Below are 14,692 nucleotides of genomic sequence, written 5' to 3'. Positions count from 1 at the left end.
CGCAAGGAAACGGATCGTGCTCAGAGGCATCGTCGCATTCGCGCTCAATCGCCGCTCCATCGTGCTGATGGCGCTGCTGGCGTTCCTGATCGCCGGCCTGGTGGCGTATTCGAAGCTCAACATCGAGGCCTATCCGAACCCGGCCCCGGTGATCCTGGAAATCACCGCGCAGGCACCCGGCCTGTCGGCCGAGGAAATGGAGCGCTCCTACACCCGCCCGATGGAACTCGGCCTGGCGACCACGCCTGGGGTGGACACGATCCGCTCCACCTCGTTCTACGGCCTGTCCTTCGTGCGCGTCACCTTCAAGTACGGCGTCGGCTACTACCAGGCGTACACGCAGGCCGCCCTCAACCTGCAGCAGAACGTGAGCCTGCCCAATGGCGTGCAGCCGCAGATCCAGGCCTCCAGCCTGGTCGGCGAGATCTACCGCTACCAGCTGGTCGGCCCGCCGCACTTCGGGTTGACCCAATTGCGCACGCTGCAGGATTGGGTGGTCAGCCACCGCCTGCTGTCGGTGCCCGGCGTGGCCCAGGTGGTCACCTGGGGCGGCACCACCAAGGCCTACGAGGTGGACGCCGACCTGCACCGGCTGCAGGGCTACGGCATCACCTTGCCCCAGCTGATCGCGGCGATCGGCAATGCCAACACCAACGTCGGCGGGCGCACGATCAACATCGGCCAGCAGTCGGTGAACATCCGCGGCATCGGCCTGATCCGCGACACCCGGGACATCGGCGACATCGTGCTGGCGCAGTCGCACGGCACGCCGGTGCTGGTGAAGGACGTCGCCCGGGTCTCGGTCGGCCACGTGCCGCGCCTGGGCCAGGCCGGCCGCGACGACCAGGACGACGTGGTGACCGGCATCGTGGTGATGAACCGCACCGAGAAGACCAGCGACGTGGTGGCTCGGGTCAAGGCCGAGGTCGACAAGCTGAACAGCGACGGCACCCTGCCCGCCGGCGTGCATCTCGCGCCGATCTACGACCGCTCCACCCTGGTCGCGGTCACCACCCGCACGGTGCTGCACAACCTGCTGTTCGGCTGCCTGCTAGTGTTCCTGATCCAGTGGACCTTCCTCGGCGACCTGCGCAGCGCGGTGATCGTCAGCGCCAACATACCGGTGGCGCTGTTCTTCAGCATCATCCTGATGGTGGCGCTGGGCGAGTCGGCCAACCTGCTCTCGGTGGGCGCGGTGGACTTCGGCATCATCGTCGACTCGGCGGTGATCCTGATCGAGAACATCTTCCGCAACTTCCAGAAGAGCGCCGACGAGCGGCAGGAACTGCTGCACGAGCACGCGCAGAACGAGTTCGCCATGTACGCCCGCGGCGGCGCCGCGCACAGCTGGAAGGAGCGCCTGCGCCTACTGTTCATCAGCGCGATCCAGGTCGACCGGGCGGTGCTGTTCTCCTCCGCGATCACGGTAGCCGCCTTCATTCCGCTGTTCACCATGCAGGGCGTGGAAGGCCAGATCTTCAACCCGATGGCGCGCACCTACGCCTACGCGCTGTCCGGCGCGCTGATCGCCACCTTCACGGTGACGCCGGTGCTGGCCTCGCTGCTGCTGCCGCGCCATGTCGCGGAAACGGAGACCTGGTTCGTGCGCGCGATCCGCCGGCTCTACTCGCCGGTGCTGTGCTGGGCGCTGCGCCGGCGCCGGCTGACCGTGCTGATCGGCCTTGGCTTCCTGCTGGTCGCCGGGCTGCTGGTCACCCGCATCGGCACCGAGTTCATGCCGACGCTGGAAGAAGGCAACCTGTGGATCCGCGCCACCATGCCCACCACCATCTCGCTGGAGGCCGGCGAGGCCCAGGCGGGCCGCATGCGGCGCCTGATCAAGGCGCATCCGGAGGTGATCACCGTGGTTTCCCAGCATGGCCGCCCGGACGACGGTAGCGATGCCTCGGGCTTCTACAACGTCGAGCTGTTCGTGCCGCTGAAGCCGCAGGACGAGTGGCCCGCCGGCGACACCAAGGAGAAGCTGGTGGATGCGCTGCAGCGCGAGTTCGAGCAGGCCTTCCCCGGGGTGCAGGTCAACTTCTCGCAGTACATCCAGGACAACATCGAAGAGGGCCTGTCCGGCGTGAAGGGCGCCAACTCGGTGAAGATCGTCGGCCCGGAACTGCCGGTGCTGGAGAAGCTGGCCGACCAGGTGATGGAGCAGATGCGCCGGGTGCGCGGCGTGGAGGACCTCGGCGTGTTCCACGTGCTCGGCCAGCCCAACCTCGACATCACCATCGACCGCGCCAAAGCGGCGCGCTACGGCCTCAACACCGGCGACATCAACAGCGTGATCCAGGCGGCGGCCGGCGGCACCCAGGCCACCACGGTGATGGAGGGCGACCGCCAGTTCCCGCTGACCGTGCGGCTGGCGCCGCAGTACCGCTCCGACGTGCAGGCGATCGGCGGCATCCAGGTCGGCTATGCCGCACCGAACGGCGCCACGGCCTACGTGCCGCTGCGCGACGTGGCGGACATCTCGCTCGACACCGGCGCCTCCTACATCTACCACGAGCGCAACGAGCGCTTCATCCCGGTGAAGTTCAGCGTGCGCGGCCGCGACCTCGGCGGCACCGTGGCCGAAGCGCAGCGGCGCATCGCCGAGCACGTCGAGCTGCCGGCCGGCTATCACCTGGCATGGGCGGGCGAGTTCGAGGACATGCAGCAGGCCAAGGCGCGCCTGGCGGTGGTGCTGCCGATCGCCGTCGGCCTGATCCTCGCCCTGCTCTACACGCTGTTCAACTCGCTGCGCGACAGCCTGCTCACGCTCGCCGCGATCCCCTTCTCGATCGCCGGCGGCCTGATCGCGCTGTACCTGACGGGGCTTAACCTGAGCGTGTCGGCCGCGATCGGCTTCATCTCGCTGTTCGGCGTGTCGGTGATGAACGGCATCCTGGTCATCACCCACTTCAACCACCTGTTGTTCGAGGGCCAGCCGCCGGCGGAGGCGATGCGCCTGGCGGCCGAACAGCGCATGCGCCCGATGCTGATGACCGCGCTCTCGGCCTGCATCGGCCTGCTGCCCGCGGCACTGTCCAGCGGCATCGGCAGCCAGGTGCAGCGCCCGCTGGCCACGGTGGTGGTGGGCGGCATGCTGCTCGGGCCGGTGATGCTGCTGGTGGTGGCGCCCGCGCTGCAGGTGCTGGTGGTGGAGTGGTCGCAACGGCGGAGCCGGCGCCGCGCCGCGGCGGAGGCTGCGCCGTGAACGCGCGCACGATCCGTTCCGTCACCTGCTTCGCCGCCGCGGTGCTCGTCGCCGGCTGCGCGGTCGGCCCCGACTACCGGCGCCCGGCGTTGCCGGCAGCGGACGCCTACCTGCGCGGACCGTTGCCGGCGACGGTGGGCAGCCACGGCGACAACCAGCGCCTGGCACTCGGCACCGATGATGCCGGGGCATGGTGGCAGGCCTTCGGCTCGCCACCGCTGGATGCCTTGGTGCGTCGCGCGCTGGCGCACAATCCGTCGATCGACGGCGCACAGGCCGCGCTGCGCGTGGCGCAGGAAAACCTCGCGGCGCAGCGGGCGGCGTTCCTGCCGAACGTGCAGCTCGGCTACTCGGCCAGCCGCCAGCAGAACGCGGTCGGCACGATCTCGCCCACGCTCGCTTCCGGCCAGCCGATGTACACGCTGCACACGGCACAGCTCACGGTGGGCTACGCGCCGGACGTGTTCGGGCTGAACCGGCGCACGGTCGAGTCGCTCGCCGCGCAGGCGCAGGCGCAGCGCCTGCAGCTGGAAGCCGTGCGGCAGGCGCTGGCCGCGAACGTGGTGGCGGCGGCCATCCAGGAAGCCTCGCTGCGCGCGCAGATCGAGGCGACCGAAGGCATCGTCGCGGACGCCACCCGCGCGCTCGCGCTGGTGCGCCGGCAGGCGGAACTGGGTGGCGCTTCCGGCCTCGACGTGGCGGCGCAGGAAACCGCCCTGGCGCAGGCCCGGTCCAGCCTGCCCGTGCTGCAGAAGCAGGAGGAACAGAACCGCGACCTGCTCGCGGTGCTGGCCGGCGAGCCGCCCGCGCAGGCGAGCGATCCGCCGTTCGCGCTGGACGGGCTGCAGCTGCCGCGCGAGGTGCCGGTGGCGCTGCCCGCCACGCTGGTCGAGCGGCGCCCGGACGTGCGCGCGGCCGAGGCCCAGGTGCATGCCGCCAGCGCCCAGGTCGGCGTGGCCGTGGCCAGCCGTTTCCCGCAGTTCTCGCTGTCCGCGCAGTACGGCGGCAGCGCCACTGCCTTCGGCCGGATGTTCGCCTCGGGCAACACGTTCTGGAGCCTGACCGGCGGCGTGGCGCAGACCGTGCTCGACTTCGGTGCGCTGAAGCATCGCCAGCGCGCCGCCGAAGCCGCCCTGCAGCAAGCCGTGGCGCAGTACCGCGGCGCCGTGCTGGTCGCGTTCCAGAACGTCGCCGACGCGCTCTACGCGCTGGAAGCGGACGCCCGCGCGGCCGAGGCCGCCACCGCCGCGGCAGCCGCGGCGCAGCGCACGCTGGAACTCACCCGCCGGCAGCAGCAGGCGGGCCAGGTGGGCGGGCTGGCCGTGCTCGCGGCGGAACAGGCCTGGCGACAGGCGCGCATCGCCGCGGTGCAGATGCAGGCGGCGCGCTACGCCGATACCGCGGCGCTGTACCTCGCGCTCGGCGGCGACTGGTCGGATGCCACGCCGAAGCCATGATCCGCGCGGGGCTCAGCCCTGCGCGCGGGCTCGTGCGTCGTCGAGGCGCCGCAGCGCCTCGCTGCGGCCGGCCAGGTAGACGGTGTGGTCGATCGAGGGCGACACCTGGGTGCCGGTCATCGCCACCCGCAGCGGCTGGGCGATCTTGCCCATGCCCAGGCCGAGCTTGGCGGCGAGCTGCTCCACCGCCTGGTGGATCGCCTCGGGAGTCCACGCACACTCGGCCAGCAGCGCCTTCGCCTCGCCCAGCACGGCCGGTGCGCTGTCGCTCTTCAGGTGCTTGGCGACCGCCTTGTCGTCCCACTCGGTGATCGGGCCGTACCAGATCTTCGCGCGCTCGGCCATTTCCTTCAGCGTGTGCACGCGGTCGCGCAACGCCACGATCACGTCGACCGGCTTCGGGCCAGGCGCGAAGTCGATGCCGGCCCGCTGCAGGTGCCACTCGAATTCGGCGGCCAGCGACTGCGGGGCGTCGGTCTTCAGGTAGTGCTGGTTGAGCCAGGCCAGCTTCTCGGTGTCGAAGCGCGAGGCGGCCTTGTTGACGTCGGCGATGTCGAACAGCGCGATCATCTCCTCGCGCGAGAAGATTTCCTGGTCGCCGTGCGACCAGCCCAGCCGCACCAGGTAGTTGAGGATCGCGTGCGGCAGGAAGCCGTCGGCGCGGTACTCCATCACGCTGACCGAGTTGGTGCGCTTGGAGAGCTTCTTGCCCTCCTTGTCGAGGATCATCGGCAGGTGCGCGAACTCCGGCACCGGCGCGCCCAGCGCGTGGTAGATGTTGATCTGCCGCGGCGTGTTGTTGACGTGGTCATCGCCGCGGATCACCTCGGTGATGCCCATGTCGATGTCGTCGACCACCACGGCGAAGTTGTAGGTGGGCCAGCCGTCGGAGCGGAAGATCACCAGGTCGTCCAGCTCGCTGTTGGCGATCTCGATACGGCCCTTCACCTTGTCGTCGAACACCACCGAGCCTTCGCTCGGGTTGCGGAAACGGATCACGCGATTGGGATCTTCACGGAAAGATTCGTTGCGATCGCGGTAGTGGCCGTTGTAGCGGGGCTTCTCGCCCTTCGCCATGGCGGCCTCGCGCATCGCCTCGATCTCTTCCTTGCTCTCGTAGGCGTAGTAGGCCTTGCCCGCGGCGACCAGCCCGTCGGCGACCTGCCTGTACCGCGCCAGCCGCTGCGTCTGGTAGAACGGGCCCTCGTCGGCGTCGAGGTCGAGCCAGTGCATCGCATCGAGGATCGCCTGCACCGCCTCGTCGGTGGAGCGCTCGCGGTCGGTATCCTCGATGCGCAGGATGAACTGGCCGCCGCGCCGGCGCGCCTCCAGCCAGCAGTACAGCGCGGTGCGCGCCCCGCCGATGTGCAGGAAACCGGTGGGGCTGGGGGCGAAGCGGGTGCGGACGGTCATGGGATTCTTCGGACGGACGTCAAACCGCGCATTTTAGCCGAACCCACCCGGCCCGCGGCATGGACGGGACGCTCAGTGGGCGCCCCGGCATCCCCAACTGCTGCACACGTACATGTTGGGATCGCGAAAAACAGTGCCCAGCGGCACGACCGGCCACTGCCCGCCCGACAGCGGCACGGCATGGATCGCCGCCCGGCCATCGCCCGGATCGAGCCGGGGGACGTCCTTCGCCTCCGGCGGCGCGTCCACCAGCACGTACTTGACGATGAACAGCGGCTGGTGGGGCCTGGCCGGGGTGGCGGGCGTGCCGGGCTCGGCCGCCCGCCGTTCCTGCAGCATGGGCGTCGCGGAGGCCATCGCGGCCAGCGGCATGGACAGGGCGAACGCGAGGATCGGCAGTTTCATGGCAACGCTCCGGAAGGATCCGGCGCCATCGGCGCACCGGCCTACCTGACGTGGATGGTGATCTTCCTCGACACCACGGCCGGCTCGAACGGCACGTGGTTCTCGTCGCCCAGTTCCAGCTGCAAGGTGTGCGTGCCGGGCTTCAGCTTCAGCGTGGTCTCGGTCTGGCCGCCGCCGAAGTGGAGATGGTCGTCGTCCTTCGCGATCGGCTGGCCGGCGGGCGGCAGCTCCTTCACGTCGACCAGCAGGTGGTGGTGGCCGGTATGCTCCCGAGCCACGCCCGCCGGCGCTACGCCCATGCCCTTGAGGCCGAAGCGCACGGTGACCTCCCGGCCCACGGTGGCGCCGTCGACGGGCGAGATGATGTAGACCCCGGCGCCAGCGGGGGCCGGCGTGACCGGCAAGCCGGCGGGGACATCGGCGGCGATCGCGGCACCGGCCAGTCCGGTCAGTGCCAGGGCGAGCAGGATGCGTTTCATCGTCGGGCTCCGGCGCGGGAAGAATGGCCCAGTGTAAGCGCAGCGTCATGCGCCCGCCACGCCAGCGCAACGCCGCCCCGCGAAGCTGCGCCAAGCCAGCACGGGTATCCGCATGCGCATCGGCATCGTCAGCGAAACCTATCCACCGGAAATCAACGGCGTCGCGCTGACCGTACATAGCCTCGCCGCCGGACTCGCCGCCCGCGGCCACAGCATCGACCTGATCCGCCCGCGCCAGTCGCCGCCGCACCGCGACGAACCCGGCATCGCCGCGCTCGACGTGCGCGGCGGTGCGCTGCCCCGCTACCCGGGGCTGCGCTTCGGCCTGCCCGCCGGCCGCACGCTGCGCGAACACTGGTCGCGGCAACGCCCCGACGCGGTCTACGTCGCCACCGAAGGCCCGCTGGGCTGGTCGGCCGTGCGCACCGCCAGGCGGATGGGCATTCCGATCAGCAGCGGTTTCCACACCCGTTTCGACCAGTACGCCGGCCATTACGGCGTGGGCCTGCTCACGCCGCTGGTGCGCGGCTACCTGCGCCGCTTCCACATGCGCGCCGTCGCCACCCTGGTGCCGACCAACGCACTCGCACTGGAGCTGCACGCCATGGGCATTTCCAACGCACGCCTGCTGCGTCGCGCGGTGGACACGCAGCTGTTCCATCCCAGCCGGCGCGACGAGGCGCTGCGCGCGAGCTGGGGCGCCGACGCCGCCACGCCGGTGGTGCTCTACGTGGGTCGCATCGCCGCGGAAAAGAATCTGGAGCTCGCGGTGCAGGCGTTCCAGGCGGTCCAGCAGCAGGTGCCGCAGGCGCGCTACGTGTGGGTCGGCGACGGTCCCGCCCGCGCCGCGCTGCAGGAAGCCCACCCGGATTTCATCTTCGCCGGGATGCAGCGCGACGAGGCGCTGGCGCGGCACGTCGCCAGCGCCGACCTGTTCCCGTTTCCCAGCCTCAGCGAAACCTTCGGCAACGTGATCATCGAGGCACTGGCCGCCGGCCTGCCGGTGGTGGCGTACGCCGAGGGCGCGGCGCGCGAGCACCTCGTCGACGGCGTCAACGGCTGCTGCATCGCCTCGGGCGACCAGGCGGCCTTCATCGACGCCACCGTGAGGCTGGCCAGCAACCCGGCGCTGATCCGGCACATGGGCCGCGCGGCGCATGCCGGCGTGGCGGGACTCTCGCCGGAATCGGTGATCCGCGATTTCGAAAACCTGCTGCGCGAAATGGCCGAGGAGAACCTGCATGAACACGCCTCCGTCGCTGCCCACGTCTGAACTCCTGCCCGGGCCGCGTTTCGCGCTGGACCGCCGCGTCTGCGTGATCGCCAACCATTGGGGCGCCCGCCGCGTGGTGGGGGCATTCTTCGGCATGGTCAGCCGGCTCGGCGACGGCGTGTTCTGGTATGCGCTGATGGCGGCGCTGGCGGCGTTCGGCGGCCGGCACGGGCTGGTCGCGGCCGCGCACATGGCGGTCACCGGACTCGCCGCGCTGCTGCTGTACCGCCTGCTCAAGCGCTGGACGCGCCGCCCGCGTCCGTACCGCGCCTGTCCCGGCGTGATCGCGCACGTGCCGCCGCTGGACGAGTTCAGTTTCCCGTCCGGGCATACCCTGCAGGCGGTGGGCTTCACCATCGTGGCGCTGGCCTGGTATCCGTCGCTGGCGCCGCTGCTGCTGGGCTTCACCGCGCTGGTCGCCGCGTCGCGGGTGATCCTCGGCCTGCACTACCCCAGCGACGTGCTGGCCGCCATCGTGATCGGCGGCGGCCTCGGCAGCGCCTCGATCTGGTTGATCGCGGCGCCGCTCTGAACACGCCGCTGCGCAACTTCTGCGCACGCCGTCGGCGTTGCCTTTGCGCTCAGGCAGATAGCCTACTTGTCCACAGGCTTTGCCGCGCGCGTTCCACAACCGCTGTGGAGAACTTCGCGCCGCTGCGCAAAAAAACCGCAGCGCGTGACAAGTGCCTGTCGACAAAGGCGCGCGCCGCGCTTGTCCACAGGCTTGTACAGAAGACACCCACCATCGCTGTGGAAAAAAACGCATGCCGACCGCCTGCGCAGCCGGCAGCGCTGCGCAACCCCTGCGCAACGCGTAGCAAGTGCCTGACGGAAAAGCGCCGCACGACGCTTGTCCACAGGCTTTGCCGATGCGCTTCCACAGCGTCTGTGGAAAACCCGACCGCGAAAACGGCGATGCCGCCCGCAGGCGGCATCGCATCGTCGTGGCGACCCCGGATCAGGCCGCGCGCGGCGCCTTCATCAGGATGCCGAGCAGGTCGGCCAGCTTGTCGCGCATCTCGCGGCGGTCGACGATCAGGTCGATCGCGCCGTGATCGAGCAGGAACTCCGAACGCTGGAAGCCTTCCGGCAGGGTCTCGCGCACGGTCTGCTCGATCACGCGCGGGCCGGCGAAGCCGATCAGCGCCTTCGGTTCGCCGATGTTGATGTCGCCCAGCATCGCCAGGCTGGCGGAGACGCCGCCGGTGGTCGGGTTGGTCAGTACGCTGATGTACGGCACGCCGGCGTCGCGCAGGCGCGCCAGCGCGGCGGAGGTCTTGGCCATCTGCATCAGCGAGAACAGCGCTTCCTGCATGCGCGCGCCGCCGGTGGCGGAGAAGCACACCAGCGCGCTCCGGTCGGCCAGCGCACGCTCGGCGGCGCGCGCGAACTTCTCGCCGACCACCGAACCCATCGAACCGCCCATGTAGGCGAACTCGAACGCCGTCGCCACCAGCGGGCGGCCCTTGAGCCGGCCGCTCATCGCGACCATCGCGTCCTTCTCGCCGATCTTCTTCTGGGTCGCGACGATGCGGTCGCGGTACTTCTTGGAGTCGCGGAACTTCAGCGGGTCGGTCGGCTCCAGGCCGGCCCACAGTTCCTGCGCCGAACCTTCGTCGAGCAGCGCATCGAGCCGCGCACGCGCGCTGATGTAGTGGTGATGGCCGCACTTGGGGCAGACCATCAGGTTGCGTTCCAGCTCCGGCTTGTACAGCACTGTGCCGCAGCCGCCGCACTTCTCCCACACGCCTTCGGGCACCGAGCCCTTGCCGCCGTTCGAGGCCTGCGGGCGGGTGCGCGGGTTCATGATTTTCTGCAGCCAATTCATTGCATCACCCTGACTGTTCGTGAGCGCGCCGCCATCCGGCGGTGCGTGCTCTCAATGTGCATCCAGCGCGGCGCGGATCGGCGCCAGGAACGCCTGCGTGCGTCGGACGATTTCCTCGGCATCCGTCGCCCCGGCCAGCCGATCCACCAACGCGCTGCCGATCACCACCGCGTCGGCGAAGCCGGCGATCGCCTGCGCGCTCGCCGCGTCGCGGATGCCGAAGCCCACCGCCACCGGCGCCTTCGCCCGGGTGCGGATATCCGCCACGCGCGCGGCGATGTCGCCGGTGCTCAAGTGTGCCGCACCGGTGATGCCGGCGAACGAGACATAGTACAGGAAACCCTCGGCCGAACCGCACAGCTGCGCCATACGCGAGGGTTCGGTGGTGGGCGCGGCGAGCAGGATCTGCTGCAGTCCGGCGTCGCGCAGCGGCTGCAGCACGGCGGACTCCTCCAGCGGGCAATCGACCAGCAGCAGGCCGTCGACGCCGGCCTGCACGGCCTCCTGCGCAAAGCGCGCGTAGCCGTGGATCTCGACCGGATTCAAGTAGCCCATCAGCACGATCGGCGTGTCCGCATCGCGCCGGCGGAACGCGGCGACCCAGCCCAGCACGTCGGCCAGGCCCACGCCCTTCGCAATCGCCCGCTCGCTGGCGTGCTGGATCACCGGGCCGTCGGCCATCGGGTCGGAGAACGGCACGCCCAGTTCGATGAGGTCGGCGCCGGCGTCCACCAGCGCGTGCATCAGCGCCACCATGTGCTGCGGCGACGGATCGCCGGCGGTGACGAACGGGATCAGGCCGGTGCGGCCGGCGGCTTTCAGCGCGGCGAAGCGACGGTCGATGCGGCTCATACCTCGACTCCTTCGCGCGCGGCGATCGTGTGCACGTCCTTGTCGCCGCGGCCGGACAGGTTGCACAGCACGATGCCGTCCTTCGGCATGCCACGCGCCAGCTTGATCGCCTGCGCCACCGCGTGGCTGGATTCCAGCGCGGCCAGGATGCCTTCGGTGCGCGCCAGCAGGTGGAACGCCTCCAGCGCCTCGTCGTCGGTGACGCCGACATAATCGGCGCGGCCGGTGTCCTTCAGGAACGCGTGCTCGGGGCCGACGCCGGGATAGTCGAGGCCGGCCGAGACCGAGTGCGTCTCGGTGATCTGGCCGTTGTCGTCGCACAGCACGTAGGTGCGGTTGCCGTGCAGAACGCCGGGGCGGCCCGCGGCCAGCGAGGCGGCATGATGTCCCGTCGCGATGCCCTCGCCCGCCGCCTCGGCGCCGACGATGCGTACGCCTTCGTCGTTGAGGAACGCATGGAACAAGCCGATCGCGTTGGAGCCGCCGCCCACGCAGGCGGTCAGCACGTCGGGCAGACGGCCGTACTGCTCCAGCATCTGCGCGCGCGCCTCGCGGCCCACGATCGCATTGAAATCACGCACCATCATGGGATACGGATGCGGGCCGGCCACCGTGCCGATGATGTAGAAGGTGTCGGCGACGTTGGTGACCCAGTCGCGCATCGCTTCGTTCAGCGCGTCCTTCAGCGTCTTTGAGCCGGAGGTCACCGGCACCACCTCGGCGCCGAGCAGCTTCATGCGGTAGACGTTGATCTTCTGCCGCTCGATGTCGACCGCGCCCATGTAGACCACGCACTTCAGGCCCAGCCGCGCGGCCACCGTGGCGCTGGCCACGCCATGCTGGCCGGCGCCGGTCTCAGCGATGATGCGGGTCTTGCCCATGTTGCGCGCGACCAGCGCCTGGCCCACGGTGTTGTTGATCTTGTGCGCGCCGGTGTGGTTCAGGTCCTCGCGCTTGAGCAGGATACGCGCGCCGCCGACATGCTGCGACAGCCGTTCGGCGTGATAGATCGGACTCGGTCGGCCAACGTAGTGCTTGAGGTCGCGGTCGAGTTCGGCGATGAACGCCGGATCGTCGCGCAGGCGCAGGTACGCCTCGGTCAATTCCGCCAGCGGCGCCATCAGGGTCTCGGCAACGTAGCTGCCGCCGTAGTTGCCGAAACGGCCGTGCGCGTCGGGGTAAGCGTTGTAATCCACGATCTTGCTCATGTCCTCACTCGGTAGCATGCCGCACTGCGGCAAGCGATCATCTTAGCGGCAAGCCCGCCTGATGGGTCACAGGTAACGCCGGATGGTTTCCCTCAGCCCGGCCAGCTGCTCGGACGTCAGCGGGCCGAGTATCCCGCGCCGGTCGGCGGGGATATGCGCGGCGGGATCCTCGTCGTCGAATACGTAGTAGTCCAGCAACGTCTTCCACGCGGCCCGCTCCGCGGGCGGCAGCGAGCGGAAGGTGAGGATGCAATGCATCAGGCAGCCCAGCGCCGTGTCCGGTGCGTAGCCGCCGGCAGGCACGGGTTTCCACCAGTAGTTCACCAGCGCGTTGATGCGCTCCAGCGACTCGACGTGGTGCCACCACATCGGCGGGATGTAAATCGCGTCGCCGGGGTGCAAATCAGCCACCTGTGCCTCGGCCAGGGCCAGCTTCAGCCGAGGGAAGCGCGGATCGTCGGGGCGGTCGAGCCGGGCGATGCCGATCGCCGCGCCGGTGGGCGCGAAATCCAGTGGCCCGACGTACAGGTTGCGCGCCTGTTCCGGCGCGAACAGGGTGAAGCGCCTGGCGCCGCATACCACGCAGGCGACGTTGTGGTACTCGTCGAAATGCGCCGGCGTGGTGACCCGGTTGCCGATCCAGATGCGCGGCTGGATGCTGCGGTCGAGGAAGGGCAGCGCGTGACCGTCCAGCAACCCCGGCAGGCAGGCGGAGATCAGCGCGCTCTGCATCGCCAGGCCCGGCGCATCCGGCTGGCGGCTGTACTGCGCCAGCCGCTGCAGGCCCTGGCTGATCGAGACGCGGTGATGCGTGTAGTTGAAGCCGTCGAACGCCGCGTTGTAACCGATCTCCCCGCCCCCGCCCGGCGGCATCAGCAGCGCGTCGACCTCGCTGCCGTTGTCCAGCCGCGCCAGCTCCCGGGCGAATGCGGTGTCCGACTGCCGCGCCCACGCCACCATCGGCCAGTCGCGGCACAGGCCGCGGATGACCAGCGGTCGGCCGCGACCGACCAGGTCGGCGAGTGCGAGGGGGTGGCCGGTATCCTGATGTTCCTCGATCGCGATGGGCATGCCGCTCACGCCGCGTCCGCCGCGCGCACCGCACGGATGAAGGCTCCCAGCCGGGCCGGATCCTTGATTCCCGGCGCCGACTCCACCCCGCTGGCCACGTCCACCGCCCACGGACGCGCCGCGCGCACGGCGTCGCCCACGTTGCCGGCGTGCAGGCCGCCGGCGAGGATCAACGGCTGCGCCAGCCCGCGCGGCAGCAGTGACCAGTCGAAGGTCCTGCCGCTGCCGCCGGCCTCGCCCGTCGCATGGCCGTCCAGCAGCAGGCCGGCAGCCCGCGGGTACTCCCGCAGCCGCGACAGCGCCGCCGTGCCCCCGCCCATCGCGATGGCCTTCAGGAACGGACGGCCGAACTGCGCGCACCAGTCGTCGCTCTCGTTGCCGTGGAACTGCAGCAAGGTGGGCCGTACTTCATCGAGCACCTGTTGCACCAGGCTCGCCTCGTCATCCATGAACAAGGCGACGGTGGCCACGAACGGCGGCAATGCCGCCACGATCTCGCGCGCCCGCGCCAGCGTTACCTGCCGTCTGCTGCGTGCGGTGAACACCAGCCCGATCGCATCGGCGCCGAGCTGCGCGGCGAGCAGCGCGTCCCCGGTCCGGGTCATGCCGCAGCACTTGATGCGGGTCATTGGCCGGCTCCCGCCAGGCAGACTTCCGCCGGCAAGCCCCAATGCACCTCGTAGCGCGGCCCGACGAAGGTCAGCCCGGAAGCCGGCGCGGTCGGCCCGGCCACCTGACGGTCGCGGCCGGCCAGCAGTTCGGCCATCCATTCGACCGGCTGCTCGCCGCGGCCGATCAGCAGTAGCGAGCCGACGATGTTGCGCACCATGTGGTGCAGGAACGCATTCGCCTCGATGTCGACGAACAACTGCCCGTCGTCGCGCCGCACGCCCACCGCCAGCACGCTGCGGCGCGGGTGCGCGGCCTGGCAGGACAAGGCGCGGAACGCGCTGAAATCGTGTTCGCCCAGCAGCGCCTGCGCCGCCGCATGCATGCGCGCGGCATCCAGCGGCAGGCGCTCCCAGGTGACGTAGCGCGCGTCCAGCGCCGCGCGCACCGGCCGGTTGAGGATGTGGTAGCGATAGCGCCGGCTGCGCGCTGCGTAGCGCGCGTGGAAACTGTCCGGCACCGGCTGCGCCCACAGCACCGCCACGCTGGGGGGGAGGTTGGAGCAGCCGCCGAGTACCCAGCCGCGCATGTCGCGGCGGGCCTCGGTGTCGAAATGCACCACCTGGCAGCGACCATGCACGCCGGCGTCGGTGCGCCCCGCGCAACTGACCTCGACCGGATGGTCGGCGACCTTCGACAACGCCTGCTCCAGCGCTCCCTGCACGCTGGCCTCGTCCTTCAGGCGCTGCCAGCCGCTGAAGTCGGTGCCGTCGTATTCGATGCCGAGAGCGATGCGCATGGGGTCGTGCGGGATTCCACGTGAAAACGGAAAGATTAGCAGGCCGCAACGGCATCGGGGGGGGGGGGGGGGGGGGAGGGGGGGGGGGGG

General features: G+C 70.2%; 13 protein-coding genes. 4 read left to right on the top strand and 9 right to left on the bottom strand.

What is annotated here, in order from left to right; genetic code table 11:
* Positions 1–16: 16 nt before the first annotated feature.
* Both AC3WRN_RS04560 and AC3WRN_RS04555 read left to right on the top strand, forming a co-directional pair.
* Complete coding sequence (locus AC3WRN_RS04560; RefSeq protein ID WP_492622079.1) at positions 17–3,208, top strand: efflux RND transporter permease subunit; 3,192 nt, start codon at positions 17–19, stop codon at positions 3,206–3,208.
* On the top strand, positions 3,205–4,665 hold the full coding sequence (locus AC3WRN_RS04555; protein WP_492622078.1) for an efflux transporter outer membrane subunit: 1,461 nt from the start codon (positions 3,205–3,207) through the stop codon (positions 4,663–4,665). Before AC3WRN_RS04560 ends, AC3WRN_RS04555 begins: the two co-directional genes overlap by 4 nt.
* 12 nt (positions 4,666–4,677) lie before the next feature.
* Here AC3WRN_RS04555 and gltX read toward each other — a convergent pair whose 3' ends face one another.
* From gltX to AC3WRN_RS04540, 3 genes are all read right to left on the bottom strand, one after another.
* Positions 4,678–6,078: a glutamate--tRNA ligase gene (gene gltX / locus AC3WRN_RS04550; RefSeq protein WP_492622077.1), complete on the bottom strand. Its 1,401-nt coding sequence runs from the start codon at positions 6,076–6,078 to the stop codon at positions 4,678–4,680.
* A 72-nt stretch (positions 6,079–6,150) separates the two neighbouring features.
* Positions 6,151–6,483: a hypothetical protein gene (locus AC3WRN_RS04545; protein ID WP_068090539.1), complete on the bottom strand. Its 333-nt coding sequence runs from the start codon at positions 6,481–6,483 to the stop codon at positions 6,151–6,153.
* A 41-nt stretch (positions 6,484–6,524) separates the two neighbouring features.
* Positions 6,525–6,962, bottom strand: a complete 438-nt coding sequence (locus AC3WRN_RS04540; protein ID WP_068090543.1) for a DUF4399 domain-containing protein — start codon at positions 6,960–6,962, stop codon at positions 6,525–6,527.
* A gap of 112 nt (positions 6,963–7,074) precedes the next feature.
* Between AC3WRN_RS04540 and AC3WRN_RS04535 the strand changes: the two genes are divergently transcribed.
* Positions 7,075–8,235 carry a glycosyltransferase family 4 protein gene (locus AC3WRN_RS04535; protein WP_492622076.1) on the top strand — a complete coding sequence of 387 codons (1,161 nt, stop codon included), beginning with the start codon at positions 7,075–7,077 and terminating at the stop codon, positions 8,233–8,235.
* Positions 8,204–8,767: a phosphatase PAP2 family protein gene (locus tag AC3WRN_RS04530; protein WP_068090546.1), complete on the top strand. Its 564-nt coding sequence runs from the start codon at positions 8,204–8,206 to the stop codon at positions 8,765–8,767. The genes AC3WRN_RS04535 and AC3WRN_RS04530 overlap by 32 nt, the downstream gene beginning before the upstream one ends.
* A gap of 426 nt (positions 8,768–9,193) precedes the next feature.
* Here the strand turns inward: AC3WRN_RS04530 and accD are convergent, their stop codons facing one another.
* The 6 genes from accD to truA all read right to left on the bottom strand — a co-directional run bounded on the left by accD (position 9,194) and on the right by truA (position 14,602).
* Complete coding sequence (gene accD / locus AC3WRN_RS04525) at positions 9,194–10,063, bottom strand: acetyl-CoA carboxylase, carboxyltransferase subunit beta (RefSeq protein WP_492622075.1); 870 nt, start codon at positions 10,061–10,063, stop codon at positions 9,194–9,196.
* Between the two features lie 51 nt (positions 10,064–10,114).
* Positions 10,115–10,915: a tryptophan synthase subunit alpha gene (gene trpA, locus AC3WRN_RS04520; protein ID WP_068090550.1), complete on the bottom strand. Its 801-nt coding sequence runs from the start codon at positions 10,913–10,915 to the stop codon at positions 10,115–10,117.
* On the bottom strand, positions 10,912–12,123 hold the full coding sequence (gene trpB / locus AC3WRN_RS04515) for a tryptophan synthase subunit beta (RefSeq protein ID WP_068090552.1): 1,212 nt from the start codon (positions 12,121–12,123) through the stop codon (positions 10,912–10,914). Before trpB ends, trpA begins: the two co-directional genes overlap by 4 nt.
* A 66-nt stretch (positions 12,124–12,189) precedes the next feature.
* A complete protein-coding gene (locus tag AC3WRN_RS04510) occupies positions 12,190–13,194 on the bottom strand; it encodes a cupin-like domain-containing protein (protein WP_492622262.1) in 1,005 nt (334 codons plus the stop codon).
* A gap of 5 nt (positions 13,195–13,199) precedes the next feature.
* On the bottom strand, positions 13,200–13,823 hold the full coding sequence (locus tag AC3WRN_RS04505; protein WP_492622074.1) for a phosphoribosylanthranilate isomerase: 624 nt from the start codon (positions 13,821–13,823) through the stop codon (positions 13,200–13,202).
* Positions 13,820–14,602, bottom strand: coding sequence for a tRNA pseudouridine(38-40) synthase TruA (gene truA / locus AC3WRN_RS04500; RefSeq protein ID WP_068090558.1), 783 nt, complete (start codon positions 14,600–14,602; stop codon positions 13,820–13,822). Before truA ends, AC3WRN_RS04505 begins: the two co-directional genes overlap by 4 nt.
* Positions 14,603–14,692: the final 90 nt, after the last annotated feature.

Source organism: Rhodanobacter sp. FW101-FHT13A11, from assembly GCF_058790335.1.
Note: the sequence above shows the minus strand (reverse complement) of the source record. Positions and strands in the feature narration are given on the sequence as shown.